Origin of the sequence: Desulfobaculum sp. SPO524, from assembly GCF_044987625.1 — a bacterium.
In the GTDB taxonomy this organism is placed as follows: domain Bacteria; phylum Desulfobacterota; class Desulfovibrionia; order Desulfovibrionales; family Desulfovibrionaceae; genus Desulfobaculum.
Genome location: NZ_JBJDSB010000001.1, coordinates 608,492 through 623,536 on the forward strand (window position 1 = coordinate 608,492; position 15,045 = coordinate 623,536).

General features: G+C 62.0%; 12 protein-coding genes. 3 read left to right on the forward strand and 9 right to left on the reverse strand.

The window, feature by feature from the left end:
• Positions 1-20 precede the first annotated feature (20 nt).
• The 3 genes from ACI3L3_RS02545 to ACI3L3_RS02555 all read left to right on the forward strand — a co-directional run bounded on the left by ACI3L3_RS02545 (position 21) and on the right by ACI3L3_RS02555 (position 3,781).
• Complete coding sequence (locus ACI3L3_RS02545) at positions 21-944, forward strand: hypothetical protein (RefSeq protein ID WP_404843525.1); 924 nt, start codon at positions 21-23, stop codon at positions 942-944.
• Positions 945-968: 24 nt separating this feature from the next.
• On the forward strand, positions 969-2,177 hold the full coding sequence (locus ACI3L3_RS02550) for a type IV pilus twitching motility protein PilT (protein WP_404843526.1): 1,209 nt from the start codon (positions 969-971) through the stop codon (positions 2,175-2,177).
• Positions 2,178-2,512: 335 nt separating this feature from the next.
• Positions 2,513-3,781, forward strand: a complete 1,269-nt coding sequence (locus ACI3L3_RS02555; RefSeq protein ID WP_404843527.1) for an MFS transporter — start codon at positions 2,513-2,515, stop codon at positions 3,779-3,781.
• A gap of 464 nt (positions 3,782-4,245) precedes the next feature.
• Here ACI3L3_RS02555 and glpK read toward each other — a convergent pair whose 3' ends face one another.
• The 9 genes from glpK to ACI3L3_RS02600 all read right to left on the reverse strand — a co-directional run bounded on the left by glpK (position 4,246) and on the right by ACI3L3_RS02600 (position 14,960).
• The gene (gene glpK, locus ACI3L3_RS02560) at positions 4,246-5,757 is read right to left on the reverse strand and encodes a glycerol kinase GlpK (RefSeq protein ID WP_404843528.1); all 1,512 of its coding nucleotides are present in this window, start codon (positions 5,755-5,757) and stop codon (positions 4,246-4,248) included.
• A 135-nt stretch (positions 5,758-5,892) separates the two neighbouring features.
• On the reverse strand, positions 5,893-7,602 hold the full coding sequence (locus ACI3L3_RS02565; RefSeq protein WP_404843529.1) for an ABC transporter substrate-binding protein: 1,710 nt from the start codon (positions 7,600-7,602) through the stop codon (positions 5,893-5,895).
• 154 nt (positions 7,603-7,756) lie between these two features.
• Complete coding sequence (locus ACI3L3_RS02570) at positions 7,757-8,056, reverse strand: DUF2160 domain-containing protein (protein WP_404843530.1); 300 nt, start codon at positions 8,054-8,056, stop codon at positions 7,757-7,759.
• A 3-nt stretch (positions 8,057-8,059) separates the two neighbouring features.
• Entirely contained in the window at positions 8,060-8,857 is a 798-nt protein-coding gene (locus tag ACI3L3_RS02575; RefSeq protein WP_404844109.1) for a carbohydrate ABC transporter permease, read from the reverse strand.
• Positions 8,858-8,859: 2 nt separating this feature from the next.
• The gene (locus tag ACI3L3_RS02580; protein WP_404843531.1) at positions 8,860-9,717 is read right to left on the reverse strand and encodes a carbohydrate ABC transporter permease; all 858 of its coding nucleotides are present in this window, start codon (positions 9,715-9,717) and stop codon (positions 8,860-8,862) included.
• A gap of 93 nt (positions 9,718-9,810) precedes the next feature.
• On the reverse strand, positions 9,811-10,917 hold the full coding sequence (locus tag ACI3L3_RS02585) for an ABC transporter ATP-binding protein (protein WP_404843532.1): 1,107 nt from the start codon (positions 10,915-10,917) through the stop codon (positions 9,811-9,813).
• Positions 10,918-10,932: 15 nt separating this feature from the next.
• Positions 10,933-12,036 carry an ABC transporter ATP-binding protein gene (locus ACI3L3_RS02590; protein ID WP_404843533.1) on the reverse strand — a complete coding sequence of 368 codons (1,104 nt, stop codon included), beginning with the start codon at positions 12,034-12,036 and terminating at the stop codon, positions 10,933-10,935.
• A 55-nt stretch (positions 12,037-12,091) separates the two neighbouring features.
• On the reverse strand, positions 12,092-13,369 hold the full coding sequence (gene glpB, locus ACI3L3_RS02595; protein WP_404843534.1) for a glycerol-3-phosphate dehydrogenase subunit GlpB: 1,278 nt from the start codon (positions 13,367-13,369) through the stop codon (positions 12,092-12,094).
• The gene (locus ACI3L3_RS02600; RefSeq protein ID WP_404843535.1) at positions 13,359-14,960 is read right to left on the reverse strand and encodes an FAD-dependent oxidoreductase; all 1,602 of its coding nucleotides are present in this window, start codon (positions 14,958-14,960) and stop codon (positions 13,359-13,361) included. Before ACI3L3_RS02600 ends, glpB begins: the two co-directional genes overlap by 11 nt.
• Positions 14,961-15,045 lie beyond the last annotated feature (85 nt).

The window sequence follows — 15,045 nt, forward strand, 5'->3', positions numbered from 1 at the left end:
TAGGGATTCAGCAGCACACTATGGCTCACACGACACATATCAGGCACCGTCTTCGGACGGTGCTCTGTTTTCTTTTCTCCTGCCTGCTCCTCGCCCTTGGCGGGTGCACTGGCTCCTCCCTGGAGGACGCCCGCGTTGTCGTCCCCGAAGACATTCTGCGGCGCGTTTCCCTCGCCGCTTTTATAGACCCGGACATCGTGCAGGAGCGCATCACGCTCGAAGACGTCGTCGCCTACAGCCACGAGGACTTCACCGCCACGACGACCTTCGGTGAGGCCGACCCCAACGGCCCGCGCATTGCCGGAAAGCTCAAAGACGGAGACAAGGCGGCGCGCCCCTACGCGCTGGAGTTCCGCCCTGTCGACGCCGAGCGCTCGGCCTATAAGCTTATCCGCATTGGCGCGGCAGCACATCAGCAAGCCCCAACGCCCGAAGACTGGGAGCGCATCCTCACCCCCTTTGTCGAGAACGCTGTCCTCGACGGCGACATCACCCCCGAGTTCGACCGCTTCACCAAGGATGCCCTTAAGGAAATGGTCCGCGCGCAGATGTCCTACTATGTGGACCATTCGCGCTTTGCCGCTACAATCGGCGCGCTGACGCGCTATGGCGTTGCCGAGCCGCCCTACGCCATGCCCGTTCAGGTGCACCTCGCCAATGACGGGGCCACGTGCCTTATGGTTGCGCGCCATATTGAAGGCACGGACATCTTTGCCGTCACCTTGCCGGACACCACCATCACCAATTCGCGCGATGATATTCTCCTCGCCATCCTTGGCGCCGCCGAGGCTGACCCCGTCGAGGACATCACTCCATTGCTCTTTGGCGCGCTTGACCTCAGTACGACCAACAGGGGCGGCAAAACAGCCATCGATATTGCCTCGGAAAAGGCTTTTCCATCGACGCTTCGGGCGCTTATCGACTACACGCCGCCCGAGAATTAACCGTCCTTTCAAGTGAGCACCATCATGAACAAATTCAAAAAACTCGTCGCCGCTTGCCTCAAGGAAGGCATCACGGATATGCACATCACGGGCGGACATCCCGTGGTTTTTCGCCGCCACGGGCAGGTCTTCCCGCAGCGAAACGCCCTGTTCTCCCCCGCCGAGGTTGACGGCCTCGCCACCGCGCTTCTGAACGCGCGGCAAAAGGAAATTCTCCGCAGCCGCTGGTCCGTGGACTTCGCCATTACCGAATGCGGCGCGCGTCTACGCATCAACATTTTTTCAACAACGCGCGGGCTGTCCATGGCCATCCGCTTTTTGCCCGGGACCATCCCAACCATTGAAAATCTCAACCTGCACCCGTCCATCAAGGACTTCTGCACCTTCTCCTCCGGCCTGCTCCTCTTTTGCGGCGCAACAGGCAGCGGCAAGACCACCAGCATCGCGGCCATGCTAGGCGAGATTAACCGCACCCGCTCCGCCCACGTCGTCACCCTTGAAGACCCCGTGGAATATCGCTTCCGCTCCGGACAGTCCTTCATCGAACAGCGCGAGCTTGGGCTGCACTTTCAGAGCTACGAGCAAGGCCTTATCGACGTGCTGCGCCAAGCACCGGACGTCATCGTCGTCGGCGAGATGCGCGAATCCGAAACCATGCGCCTCGCCCTCAATGCCGCAGAGTCCGGGCATCTGGTCATCACCACGCTCCATTCCAGCACGCCGGAAGAAGCCATCTACCGCATCTGCAACTCCTTCCCCCTTGAAGCGCAGGAGTTCGTCCGGCTCCAACTGTCCTCGTGCCTTGCAGGCATCATCGTGCAGCACCTCGTTATGCAGCCAAACATCGGCTACCGCGTGCCGCATCTCTCCGTCATGAGAAGCAACGACGCCCTGCGAAACACCATCCGTGAAAACAAATTTTCGCAGATTGAAAACATCATGGAGACCAGCAAAAACGCAGGCATGTTCTCCTTTAGGCGCTACGAAGAAGACTACCTCCGCCGCCAGCCCACCTTCACCCCGCCAACCGTCAGCCTGCGGCCCTCGAAAGCAAACGGCACCGAAGAGGAACACCGCTCCCCGCTCATTGACTACAACGCCGGACGCGTGCCCGCCGCCCCCATCAGCTCCGCCGCACCGCAGGACGCCGCAAACTACGACAGCCAACACCAATACACCATCGACGACTCCGCGCCCCTGGACGAGATTATTCAGCGGATTACCGACAGATAGCGGAAGAGGGAAGAGGGCCTCCGGCGGCTTGAGCTCTTCGCTCGTTCGGCCTGAAAGGACGAAGGGCAAAGAAATAAAGAGAGCCTCCGGCGGCTCAAGGGTATGATACCCTTGAGAATCCCCAGGATTTTCGGGGCGGAAGCCGCCCCGAAAATAGGGGTGGGCGGGCGGGTTCTCTTGTCTTTTGCCTTTCCTCTTTCAAACATCCAAGCAGGGACTACTCACCGCCCCACACACAGTGCCGACGCCTCCATCTTTGACAATAAAACCCACAATGTCCTAGCCTTGGCTGCATCTTTTGTGATGCTTCGACACAAACGAACAAGGAGCCAAGCGTGACCATAAGCAAAAGGCATACGGCAATCCTCGCCGGGTTTATCGGCAATGTCGTTGAGTGGTACGACTTCGCATTATACGGCTATATGGCGGGCATTCTTTCCGGGCTGTTCTTTCCGGACAAAAGCACCTCTGCGTCGCTGATTGCCACATATGGCGTCTTTGCCGCGGGCTTTATTATGCGGCCTCTTGGGTCGGCAGTCTTTGGCTGGCTTGGTGACACTATCGGGCGCAGCAAGACCATGTCTCTGTCAGTGACTATGATGGTGCTGCCAACGTTTATTTTGGGCTGTTTGCCGACGTTCCAAAGCATTGGCCTTTGGGCGCCAATTCTGCTGGTGCTTGTGCGCATCGTCCAAGGCCTCTCGGTGGGTGGCGAGTTTAGCAGCTCCGTGACCTACCTTGTAGAAACGGCCCCACAGTCCCGAAGGGGCCTTGCGGGCAGTTGGGCCAATTCCGGGAGCATGCTGGGCATGCTCCTTGGTTCTGGCGCTGCGGGGGCTGTGACGTCGTTCCTCCCCGACTCTGCTGTACAGCAGTGGGGCTGGCGGTTGCCGTTTCTCGCTGGCGGCGTGCTGGGGCTTGTGGCCATCGCCCTACGTCGCAAGCTTCCAAGCTCCGAGCACTTCCAGCGCCACCATAACGACCGTCCAGACACCTCACCACTTATTCAGTCCTTCACCGTCAACCGCAAGCAAACCATCAAGGCTATCCTCTTTGCCTCGGCCTACGGCGTGCTGTTCTATATCCCGCTGGTCTACCTGCCCGAATGGCTCCACCGCGAGACGGGTATGGCGCTCTCGACGGCGCTGCACATCAATACCGCCGCAACGGCGACACTGCTCGTACTCATCCCCATCTCCGGCTGGCTTGGCGATGCCATTCTTCGCCGGACGCACTTACTGGCAGGTGCCATGCTCATCACAGCCGTTCTCGCATGGCCGCTCTACCGCTGGCTGGTCGTCGGCGGCGTCACCGCCGCCATTGTGGTTCAAGTGGTGCTCATTGTGCTTATCGCCGCACCGCTCGGCTCCGCGCCAGCCATGTTTGCAGAACTCTTCCCCGCCGAGGACAGACTCTCGGGGTACTCCGTCGCCTACAACCTCGGCCTCGGCGTGGTAGGCGGCACCACCCCCATGGTGGCGACATGGCTTATCGACGTCACCGGCATCTCCTCCGCACCAGCAGGGCTGCTGACAGGCATCGCCGTCCTCGCCTTCGGCACCTTGCTCACTATCCGCGACCGGAGCCGTGAACCTCTGCGTTAGGCGTGTGGAAAGCGTTCTTTTTTGTCTCCGACGGGTCAAGGGAATGATTCCCTTGACAATCCCCAGGATTTTCGGGGCGGAAGCCGCCCCGAAAATAGGGGTGATGGGCGGGGTCTCTTGTTCTTTCTCTTTTTGCTTACACACCCCAAACAGGGATTCTCACCGTCCATAACTCAGCGCCAACGCCCCCCAAAAAGTCTCCCCATCAACACGGACGGGAGCCGTCAGGGGTGACGACCGTCCCTTAAAAACGCACCCGGTCTGTGCGCAAATGGGATTCCAAAGGGCCCACGGCCCTTTGGCCTGCGGAGCACAAAAAGTCCATCGCCCCCCCCAAACACACCTCTCGCCCACAAGAAGCGGCCCGGCTGTTTCCAGCCGGGCCGCTTTGCTCACAAGAGATTGCCCCACACGCGGGCCGCGGCGGTAACCGCCAGCGTGCCGCCTGCGCGCGTGTTTGGTGCCTATTCTACCCAGTTGTAGGTCCGCTCCACGGCCTTTTTCCACCCGGCGTAGCCTTCCTTCCGGCGGTCGTCGCCCATCTTGGGCGTCCACTTGTAGTCTTCTTCCCAGTTGGCGATGAGTTCGCTTCGATCGACCCAGAAGCCGGAGGCGATGCCTGCGGCGTAGGCGGCGCCGAGACAGGTGGTCTCGGTGACGCGGGGGCGAATGACGGGCACGCTGAGAATGTCGGACTGGAACTGCATAAGCAGATTGTTGCGCACCATGCCGCCGTCCACCTTGAGGGCAGTGAGGGGCACGCCGGAGTCCTTGTTCATAGCCTCAACGATGTCTCGGGTCTGATAGGCTGTGGCTTCAAGCACGGCGCGGGCGATGTGGTGCTTGTTGGCGTAGCGGGTGAGACCGGCGATAACGCCGCGCGCGTCGGGCCGCCAATACGGCGCAAAGAGGCCGGAAAAGGCAGGAACGACGTAGACGCCGCCGGTGTCCTCGACCTTGGCGGCGAGCTCTTCGACCTCTGAGGCATCCTTGAACATCTCAAGGTTATCGCGCAGCCACTGCACAAGGGCCCCGGCAATGGCGATGGAGCCTTCGAGACAATAGGACGGCTCGCGCCCGCTGAATTGATAGGCAAGGGTCGTGATCAGCCCGTGGCGGGAGACGACAGGTTCGTGCCCGGTATGCAGAAGGAGGAAGCAGCCGGTGCCGTAGGTGTTCTTGGCTTGCCCCGGCTCGAAGCAGGCTTGGCCCACAAGGGCGGCTTGCTGGTCGCCGAGCGCGCCGCAAACGGGCACGCGCGCGGAGAGGGGGCCGTGCTCATCGGTGGTGCCCCATGTGCCTTCGTCGGAGGATGGGACAATACGCGGCAGCGCCTGACGCGGCACACCAAGCACCTTGAGAATGTCGTCGTCCCACGTGAGGGTGCGCAGGTCCATCATCATGGTGCGGCTGGCGTTGGTGACGTCGGTGACGTGCGCCCCGCCCTGCGGCCCGCCGGTAAGCCACCAGATGACCCACGTCTCCATGGTGCCAAAACAGGCGTCGCCACGCTCAGCGGCGGCGCGGGCCTCGGGAACCTCGTCCAGAATCCACTTGATCTTGGGGCCGGAAAAATAGGTGGCGATGGGGAGGCCGGTAACGTCGCGGAAGCGGTCCTGCCCGCCGTCGGCCATGAGGTCCTTGCAGATGCTGTGGGTCCTTGTGCATTGCCAGACGATGGCGTTGTAATAGGGCTGGCCGGTGTTGCGGTCCCACACGACGGTGGTTTCGCGCTGGTTGGTGATGCCTATGGCGGCAAGCTCGGAGCCTTTGATGCCGGACTTAACCAGCGCGCCGCGGATGACTTCCTGCGTGTTTTGCCAGATTTCCATGGGGTTGTGCTCAACCCACCCGGGCTGGGGGTAAATCTGGGTGTGCTCTTTTTGGTCCATGCCGACGATGCGGCCACTCTTGTCGAAGATGATGAATCGGGTACTGGTGGTGCCTTGGTCAACCGCACCGATATATTGTGCCATGCGTTCTCTCCTCGGTTGTCGTTTCCCGGCCCATCGGAGGGCGTCGGTCGCCACAGGCGCGCGGCACGCGGGGACGGACGGCTCCCGATGGAAAGGGGCGGGCCGGATAACCGGCCCGCCGTCTGGAGTTGTGTACTACTGGGAACGCCAGGCCTTGAGCATTTCGTCGTAGGGCATGGTCTCGCCCTTTTCGTCGGGGCGCTCGGGCTTGGGCGAACCGGGCTGACTCAGCCAGTATTCGCGGTCCTTCTTGGGGTTCAGCTTGGGCGAATACTTGGGCAGACGCAGCTTACCCATGAGTTCGTCCATCTTGTAGGCGAGCTGGTCCATGGCTTCCTGCGGTGTGGACTCACCGGTAACGGCGAGGGCCACGTGCTTCCACCACTGCTCGGCCAGCACGGGGTAATGCGGCACGTTGGGGCCGGAGTCGGTCCACATGTTCTCCACGGGAGATTTGTAGAACGTCACGATGCCGCCGTAGGTGCCCTTTTCTTCTTCCTTCGCCAAATAATCGGAGAAGACGGTGGACTTGCGCACCGGGGTGCGGCCAACCACGAACTTCTTCAGGCTCACGGTCTTGGAGATGCAGAACTGCGCCCACAGCCATGCGGCTTTGCGCTCGTCGCCTTTAACGGAGTTCTTGAGGATGGTCCAGGAACCGGCGTCCTGATAGCCAACCTTCATGCCTTCATCCCAGTACTTGCCGTGGGGTGTGGGGGCCACACGCCACAGGGGCTTGCCGTTGTCGTCGGTGACGGGGCTGGAGGGATCGTTAAACGCGGGGTCGGCCAGCCAGGTGATGTACTGGAATACACGCTGGGCCACGTTGCCGCGCGCTGGGGTAGGACCGGCCTCGGACCACGTCATGGACGCGGCGTAGGGCGGGGCGTACTTCTTGAGCCATTCCACGTACTTGGTGGTGGCGTACACAGCGGCGGGGCTGTTGGCAGCGCCGCCACGCTCAACGGAAGCGCCAACGGGGATCTTGTTTTCGCAGCGGATGCCCCATTCGTCCACGGGGTAGCCGTTGGGCAGCCCCTTGTCGCCGGTACCGGCGATGGACAGCCACGCGTCGGTGAAGCGCCAGCCAAGGGACGGGGACTTCTTGCCGTAGTCCATGTGGCCGTACACCTTCTGGCCATTGATGGTCTTGCCGGTGAAGAATTCCGCGATGTCCTCATAGGCCTGCCAGTTCACGGGCACGCCGAGTTCATAGCCGTACTTGGCCTTGAATTCTTTCATGAATTCGGGATTGGTGAACCAGTCGTAGCGGAACCAGTAGAGGTTGGCGAACTGCTGGTCCGGAATCTGGAGCTGGTTGCCGTCGTAATCCTGCCCGAATTCGGGGTTCAGGAGGTCGGCCATGTCCAGATAGGGGTCGGTGACGCCTTTGCCTTCGCCGTTCATGTACTCGGTGAAGTTCAGGGCGCTGTCGGCGCGCAGATGCGTGCCGATGAGGTCCGCGTCATTGACGTAGATGTGATAGATGGGGCGGTTGGTCTGAATCTGGCGCTGGACGCGGTCCACGACCTCGCCTTCGCCGATGATGTCGTGGGTGACCTTGATTCCCGTGAGTTCATAGAAGGCCTTGGCCAGCACTTCGGATTCCCACTTGTGGGTGGCGATGCCTTCGGCCACGGATTTGATTTCCATCCCGCGCAGAGGCTTGGAGGCCTCGACGAACCATTCCAGTTCCTTCTTTTGCTGCTCCTTGTCCACGGCGCAGGGTTGGAAGACCTCGATCCATTTTTCAATGACGGCGTCCTTGGACGCGGCCGCCGCCGGAACGACCAAGGTCAGGCACAACGAGAGTGCGGCAAACAGACTTATAGACCGTTTCAGCATGTCCCAGTCTCCTTTTGAAGTCGTGATTGAGTATTTGCTCTCCACCAAATCCGCTGCCAATCGTGTCGACAGAACCTCCTTGCAGAAATCCGTGCTGGTACATCACTTCACTGCGGCGCACAGGCCGCTTGAACTCTTTGAAGGCGGCCGGGGGTCAGCCCCAGCGCCCCTGCACAAGCCCCCAACCGAGGGCAATGGCCGTGGGGACGAGCAACATCGTGTCGCCCACCACACCGAGCCAGATAAGGAAGATGAGAATGGCGGACATGATGCCGATAAAGAACCTGTCGCCCCGCCGCGTCTTCATGGGGTAAAAGCCCCGGCGCGGAATGCTGGGGCTGACGGCGTCCCACGCCGCCATGCCGCCAATGGCCAAAAACAGCGTGCCGATGGCAATGCCGCTTGGCACCGTCCAGTACATCCATGCCGTCTGATCAAGAATCCAGTTCCACATGCGCTAGACCCTCCCGAGGGCGAAGCCCTTGGCCATGTAGTTACGGACAAAGTAGACCACGATGGCGCCGGGGATAATGGTCAAGAAGCCCGCAGCGGCCAACAGGCCCCACTTCACGCCCTCCGCGCCAATGCCAACGGTCAGCTGCACCACCGCGGGCTTGGCGTTGGTCACGGTGAGCGCTTTGGCAAGGATGAGTTCCACCCACGAGAAGGTGAAGCTAAAGAACGCCGTCACGCCGATGCCGGGACCAATAAGCGGGAAGAAGATTTTCCGGAAAAACTGCGGGAAGGTGTAGCCGTCCACAAAGGCGGTTTCGTCAATCTCGCGCGGGATGCCGGACATAAAGCCTTCCAGAATCCAGATGGCGAGGGGGATGTTGAACAGGCAGTGCGCAAGGGCCACGGCCCAGCAGGTGTCGTACAGGTGCAGGATGTAATACAACTCCGTAAAGGGCACCATAAAGACCGCGGCGGGCGCCATGCGGTTGGTCAGCAGCCAGAAGAACAAATGATGGCTGCCGCGGAAGGTCCAGCGCGAGAAGGCGTACGCGCCGGGTATCGCCGCCAACAGCGTAATGATGACGTTGAGGCCAACGTAGGTCAGGGAATTCTGAAAGCTAGCCCGCCAGAAGGGATTGGTGAATATCTCCACGTAGTTCTTGAACGTCAGCTCGTGGGGATAGAAGGTGAGTTCCTTCAAAATCTCATTGTCGGTCTTGAGTGAGGTGATGATCATCCAGTAGATGGGAATGAACAGCACAATGAAGTAGAGAACGAGCAGAATGGTGCGCTTTTTCATTTTCATGACTGCTCTCCTTTGCCGGTATTGGTCATGGCCTGGAAGAAGAGGAAACTGAACAGGATGACGATGAACAAATAGATGATGGACACGGCCCCGGCGTAGCCCAGCTCATACGATTGCGCCTTGCGCGCCACGTGCAGGCTGAAGAACGTTGTGGAACTGCCCGGTCCGCCCCCTGTAAGCAGCAGCGGCTCCGCGTAGATTTTGAACGAGTCCATAAACCGAAGCAGCACGGCAAGGATGAGCACGGGCTTGAGCTTGGGCAGGGTCACGTAGCGGAAGGTGCTCCAGCCAGACGCGCCGTCAATCTCGGCGGCCTGATAGTAGGCGTCGGGTATGGCCTGCAATCCCGCAAAAGCCAACAGCGCCACCAGCGGCGTCCAGTGCCACACGTCCAGAACGAAGATGGTCACCGGCGCGTCCACGGGGTCCAGCGCCACGTTGTAGGATGCGCCGAACAGCCCGAACAGGCTGGGCACCACGCCGATGGACGCCTGCGTAAACAGCCGCCAGATGATGCCCACCACGTTGTAGGGGATAAGCAGCGGAATGCCGAGTAGCACAAGGCTCACGGCAAGGCCTATGCCCTTGCGCGGTATCGCCATGGCAATGAGGATGCCAAGGGGAATCTCCACCAGCAGCACCATCAGGCTAAAGCCCATCTGCCGCAGAAACGCGCCCCAAAAGGCGTGGTCGTTCAGCACTTCGACATAGTTTTCAAAGCCGACAAACGTCGGCGCGGAGCCGGAAAAGATGTAGTGCAGGGAATAGTTGATGACCGTCATCAGCGGGATAAACGCACTGATGGACATAAGGACCAGTGCCGGTATGAGGAAGAGCCAGGCTCTGTTTTTCATAAACGCCTCTCTAGGGGGACGAAGGACTCTAAGCGTGAACCTCTGACAGCGCCGTCAATCCGGGGCACGGCGTGCTTGCGCCCGCCCGGCCCGTCAGTCCGGCGCGGCAAGGCGCTTGCCGCCCGCAAAGAGTTTGATGCCGCTCTGCGGAAAGTGCACGCCAATCTCGTCGCCCTCCTGCACCGCAAAGTCATTGGCCGCGCGGGCCTTGATGCGCATATCGCCCTGACGCAGGGTCAGGATGCGGTAGGCCCCCGTGTCCTCAATAACGGAGACGGTAAAGGCCACGCTCTCATCATCCGGCGCATGGCGCGGCTGAACGAACTCCGGCCGGATGCCCAGTTCCAACTCGCCGACAGCGGACGCCGCGTGTTCGCGTATGGGGGCGTCCACAGGGATGCTGAACGGTCCGCAATTCAGGCCGGAATCATCCAGGGTGCAGGACAGCACATTCATCCCCGGCGAGCCGATGAAATACCCGATAAACGGCGAGGACGGATCGTCGTGCAGGTCCTTGGGGCTGCCCTTCTGCACCAGCACGCCGCCCCGGACCACAGTGACGTCGTCGGCAAAGGTGAGGGCCTCGTGTTGGTCATGGGTGACGTAAATCATGGTCTTGCCCAGGGCGCGCTGCACTTCGCGTAGCTGGCGCCTAAGGCCCCATTTAAGCTTGGGGTCAATGACGGTGAGCGGTTCATCCAAGAGGACCGCCGCCGTACTCTCGCGCACAATGCCGCGGCCAAGGGAGATTTTCTGCTTGTCGGCGGGGTTGAGGCGCGTGGCGTGGGTCCGGAGCATTTTCTCCAGCCCCAGTATGCCCGCCACCTCGTGCACCTTGGCGTCCACTTCGGCCTTGGGGCGGCCTTCGTTGCGCAGGGGAAAGGCGAGGTTGTCATAGACGTTCATGGAGTCATAGACCACCGGGAACTGGAACACCTGAGCGATGCCCCGTTCGCGGGGTTTCATGCCTGTGACGTCGCGCCCGTCGATGAGCACCTTGCCGCGCGTTGGCGTGGGCAACAGACCCGAGATGATATTCAGGAGTGTGGTCTTGCCGCAGCCGGAAGGACCAAGAAGCGCGTTGGCGCTGCCGTCCTCCCAGACGATGGACAAGTCCTTCACCGCCCATGTGCGCTCGCTGTCTGGCGTTCCGGGCGGATTGTAGGAATGGGAGACATTAACAAGTTCAACCGTAGCCATCTGCACCCTCCTCGCCTATTCGACGAACGTCTTCACCACCAGCTCTCTGGTGTCGGTATCAAACAGGAAGAGCCGGTTCGGATCGAGATACAAATCCACCTGCTCGCCAAGGTGATACCGCGCCACCTCCTGCTCCAGAACAACCATGGGCTTGTCGTGGAACGTGCAGTGCAGTTCCGTATCCGAACCCAGCGTCTCGGACAGAGCAACCTCCGCCGTCAGGTGCACAAGGTCGTCGCGGACCCTTTTGGTGTAGAGGTTGTAGGCGCGGATGCCCACGAGGTACTCCCCACGCGCGAGCTTGTCGCTAAAGTGGCTCACCTCCACGGCAAGCTCGTCGGCAAGATGGATGAAGGTCCGCCCGTCCTCCTTCACACAGCGTCCGGGCAGAATGTTCATGGTAGGATAGCTGAAATAGCGCCCCACATCGGCTAGCCCCGGATAGCGGTACACGCTTTCAAGGTCGCCGTACTGGAGAATTTCCCCATCCTGCATGTAGCCGACGTGGGTCGCCATGGACAGCGCGTCCACCGGCTCCGGTGTGGCGTAGACCACCACGCCGCCCTTGTCGGAGAGGATGTTTTTCAGCTCACCGCGCAGTTCCTCGCGCAGTTTGTAGTCCAGGTTGGCCAGCGGCTCGTCCAAAAAGGTAAAGGTCGCCTCCTTGATAAGTGCGCGGGCGATGGCCGTGCGCTGGCGCTGGCCGCCGCTGACTTCCTCCGGATAGTGGCTGAGCACGGCGGTCAGGCCAAGAAGCTCGGCGTACTGGCGGACCTTGCGGTCCAGCTCGTCCTTGCCGGGTTTCGGCCCCCGCCCCGCCAGCAGGGGCGAGGCGATGTTGTCGTACACCGTCATGGACGGGTAGTTGATGAACTGCTGGTAGACCATAGCCACCGGCAGCTTTTGCACGGGTTCGCGCGTCACGTCCTTGCCGTTGAAATACACACGGCCCCGCGTGGGTTTGTCGATGCCGGCCATGATGCGCAATAGCGTCGTCTTGCCAGCCCCCAACCCACCGAGCAACGTGAGGAACGAACCATCCTCGATATCGACAGACACGTCCTTCAGGACATCGACACCGTCGTAAGTCATGGTGACGTTCTCGACTCGTATGCCCAAAGCGACACTCTCCTTGCTTACCGGCGTGCGCATCGTGCGGCCGCGCCGCACCGGCTTATCCAACCTGTTCTGCGAAACTGGCCACCGCCCTGTCGGCAGTTGCCACGGCCAACCCAGCACCACTTCGCGTCCGGACCCAATCCTGATGCGCAAGGATGGACCCGGCAGCATACATCCGCGGGTGATAAGGACGGCCATCCGCGCCAATGACGCACATGTTCCCGTCCACCTCCACGCCCACGGCGTTGATGTCATGGCCACCGGGATCAAAATATTCCAAACGGTGCCAGTCCGACCGCGTGGGCGGCTGCGTGACGGGCACGCCCAGCACCGTTTCCTCCACACCGGTGCGCAGCGCCCGCAGACCGCCGCCAAGAAAGCGCCCCGTCGCCAGCACCGCGCCCGTGGCCGTCACCCGCACCTCCGGCGTGCGCGCACCGGCCATAATCTCCAGCCCATCCGGCACCTGCGTTACGGACAGCGCGTCCTTGCGCGCCAGCAGCCGCACGCCCAGCCGGGGCATGGACTCCTCAAAGGCCTCGCGCAGGCGGATACCCGCTAAGGACGGCGGCATGGACGGAATCTCAAACACCGTCACGCCAAGGAGCGCCTCCAAAGCCGCCAGCACCTCGCCCGGAGCGTGGATACCCAAAATGGCAGGCAGCCCCAGCGCCTGCACGCCCTCGCAGTGGGGGCGCAGCACCTCGGCAAAAGCTTCACGGTTTGCGGGAACTTCCAACGCGCGGGCCACATGCTCGGCAAAGACTTCGTCGTAGCCCTCCAGCCCCGGAAAAGGCACCTGCGCCGCGCGGATACCGCGCTGCGGACCGCAGCAATTGGCGGCCACCTGCTTGGCGGAAAAGCCCTTCAGCCCCTCAATGCCAACAATGACGCAGGCCGCGTCCGAGGCGAGGATGTCCGGCCCCTTGGCCATGGTGGCGGGCATGGCCCACGTGGGCTTGAAGGTTCCGGCCGGGGACAGGGCGGACAGATTGCGGTCACCGCCGTGGACGTAGTCCAGCCCGGCATCGCCAAGAAATGCCACGAACTGCTCCATGGCCGCGCGGACGTCCGATGACGCCATGCGCGCGTAGGGGTGCTTGGGATTGGCCGCAGCCATGCCCCGCAGCCCCTGCCACGGGTCGCCAAAGACCTCCTGCGTTCCGGGCAGCAGCCCAAAAACATCCAGATAGCCGCTGGTGAACACAATGCCGCCGGTACTGCCAAGGAGCACGGCGTCCAAACCACGGCGCGAGGCGCTCACCGCCGCCGCCACGCCGGCAAGACCACACCCGATTATCGCAAGGTCCGCGCGCACATGCTCAGTGTTCATGCTCGTCACCTCCCCCGCTGTCGTCAGTGCCGTCAGGCTCCCCGGTCTGCACCCTATCCAGCCCCATCAGGCCACAGTGCAGGGCTTCGGCCAGCTCCGCCTGCGCAAGCTGCACGCCCCACAGCACAGGCCGCTGGCCCTTAAAACGCTCCGAGAAAAATTCGCGCATGCGCACCAGCCCTTCGGGGGAATCAAACTCCCCGGCGTCGTACAGGTGCGCCCCCACGCGGATACCGCAAAACGCGCCCTGACACGCCCCCTTGCCCACGCGGCTGCGCAGGCCAATGGCCCGCAGCGCCGGGCGCGAGGCATATTCCCGGCAGCCGGACATAATGTCGTCCACAGTGCTGCGGGGCACCATTTCGCACTCGCACAGCAGGGCGTCGTCCGGGCTGTGGCGGCGCGCCCATTCGCGCGGGGTCAGGCCCGGTTCGGTCCAGCGGCACCGGTCCGCCGGGGGGAGCGGTTCCTCATGGGTGCTGCACGGGGCGTCCACCCCAAGGCGCTGGCACACGAGGTCGGCGGTCTTCTCCGCCATCAGGCGATAGGTGGTCAGCTTGCCGCCGGTCACGGTGAAAAAGTTCTCCACCCCGTCCTCGGCATGGTCGAAGAGTTCAAACCCACGGCTCACGGCGCGGTCATCACCGCTGCCGCCGAGGTCGATGAGGGGGCGCACTCCGGCGTAGGCCCGCACATAGCGCGCCGTGGCAAGGCGCGGCACCATGGGCGCGCCTTCGATGATATTTTCGTCAACTTCGGGGATGGTGGGACGGATGGTGTCGAGGTTATGGACGCGCTCCGACGTGGTCCCAAGGACGGATACCGTGCCGCCCGGTACCACGATGTCGCCGTTGCCGGGAGGACGCAGGCGGTTGATGACGTGGTCGGTCATGCGCTCATGCGTGACGAGAAGCGTGCCCTTGGAGTAGCGCATGGGGATGGTGATGTCCGCCTTGGCCGCCACCCACGCGGCCCACGCGCCGGACGCGCTGACCACGTATTCCGGCTCCACAACGGTTTCCCGCCCGGACCGCGTATGGCGCAGGTGCACCCCCACAATGCGCCCGCCGTCCACCTCGAACTTCTCCACAACGGTGCGGCGCATATAGCCCGCGCCCATGTCGCGGGCGTGGTACAAATTCTCAAGGGACAGGCGGAAGGGATCAATGGAGGCATCGCGCACGGCGTAGGCGGCGATGGTCTTGGGCGAGAGTTCCGGCTCGCGCTCTAAGGCGTCCTCTACCGCCATGGGCGTGCAGGGCACGCCGCTGGCCTCGCACAGCCCGGGGAACCGGGCGACATAGTCTTCATCATCACCCGCCACGGCAACAAAAAGCCCCCCTGTGTCCTCGACACATTGGGGGGCGATACGTTTGATGATTTCGGCTTCTTCCCGGCACTCTGCGGCAGAATGCGGGTCGCTGTGCACGTAGCGCGCACCACTGTGCAACAGGCCATGGTTGCCGCCCGAGGCGCCGGCGTTCACATCGCGTTTTTCCACAACGATGCTCCGAACACCACGCAGGGCCAAATCCCTTGCGAGGCCGGTGCCCGTCGCTCCTCCGCCTATAATCAGCACCTGTGTCTGCATGCGCGCCCCGTTGGCTATTTGCCGACATCTTTCAAAAGTACAAGAAATTGCCAAGCAAATGTACCCCATACGCACAATTTGTCAA

Bases quoted from the DNA above. Each gene is read 5' to 3' on its own strand.
- ACI3L3_RS02575 (WP_404844109.1), bottom strand. From the start codon at position 8,857: ATGAAAAAGCGCACCATTCTGCTCGTTCTCTACTTCATTGTGCTGTTC.
- ACI3L3_RS02600 (WP_404843535.1), bottom strand. From the start codon at position 14,960: ATGCAGACACAGGTGCTGATTATAGGCGGAGGAGCGACGGGCACCGGC.
- glpB (WP_404843534.1), bottom strand. From the start codon at position 13,369: ATGAACACTGAGCATGTGCGCGCGGACCTTGCGATAATCGGGTGTGGT.
- ACI3L3_RS02570 (WP_404843530.1), bottom strand. From the start codon at position 8,056: ATGTGGAACTGGATTCTTGATCAGACGGCATGGATGTACTGGACGGTG.
- ACI3L3_RS02550 (WP_404843526.1), top strand. From the start codon at position 969: ATGAACAAATTCAAAAAACTCGTCGCCGCTTGCCTCAAGGAAGGCATC.
- ACI3L3_RS02565 (WP_404843529.1), bottom strand. From the start codon at position 7,602: ATGCTGAAACGGTCTATAAGTCTGTTTGCCGCACTCTCGTTGTGCCTG.
- ACI3L3_RS02580 (WP_404843531.1), bottom strand. From the start codon at position 9,717: ATGAAAAACAGAGCCTGGCTCTTCCTCATACCGGCACTGGTCCTTATG.
- ACI3L3_RS02545 (WP_404843525.1), top strand. From the start codon at position 21: ATGGCTCACACGACACATATCAGGCACCGTCTTCGGACGGTGCTCTGT.
- glpK (WP_404843528.1), bottom strand. From the start codon at position 5,757: ATGGCACAATATATCGGTGCGGTTGACCAAGGCACCACCAGTACCCGA.
- ACI3L3_RS02585 (WP_404843532.1), bottom strand. From the start codon at position 10,917: ATGGCTACGGTTGAACTTGTTAATGTCTCCCATTCCTACAATCCGCCC.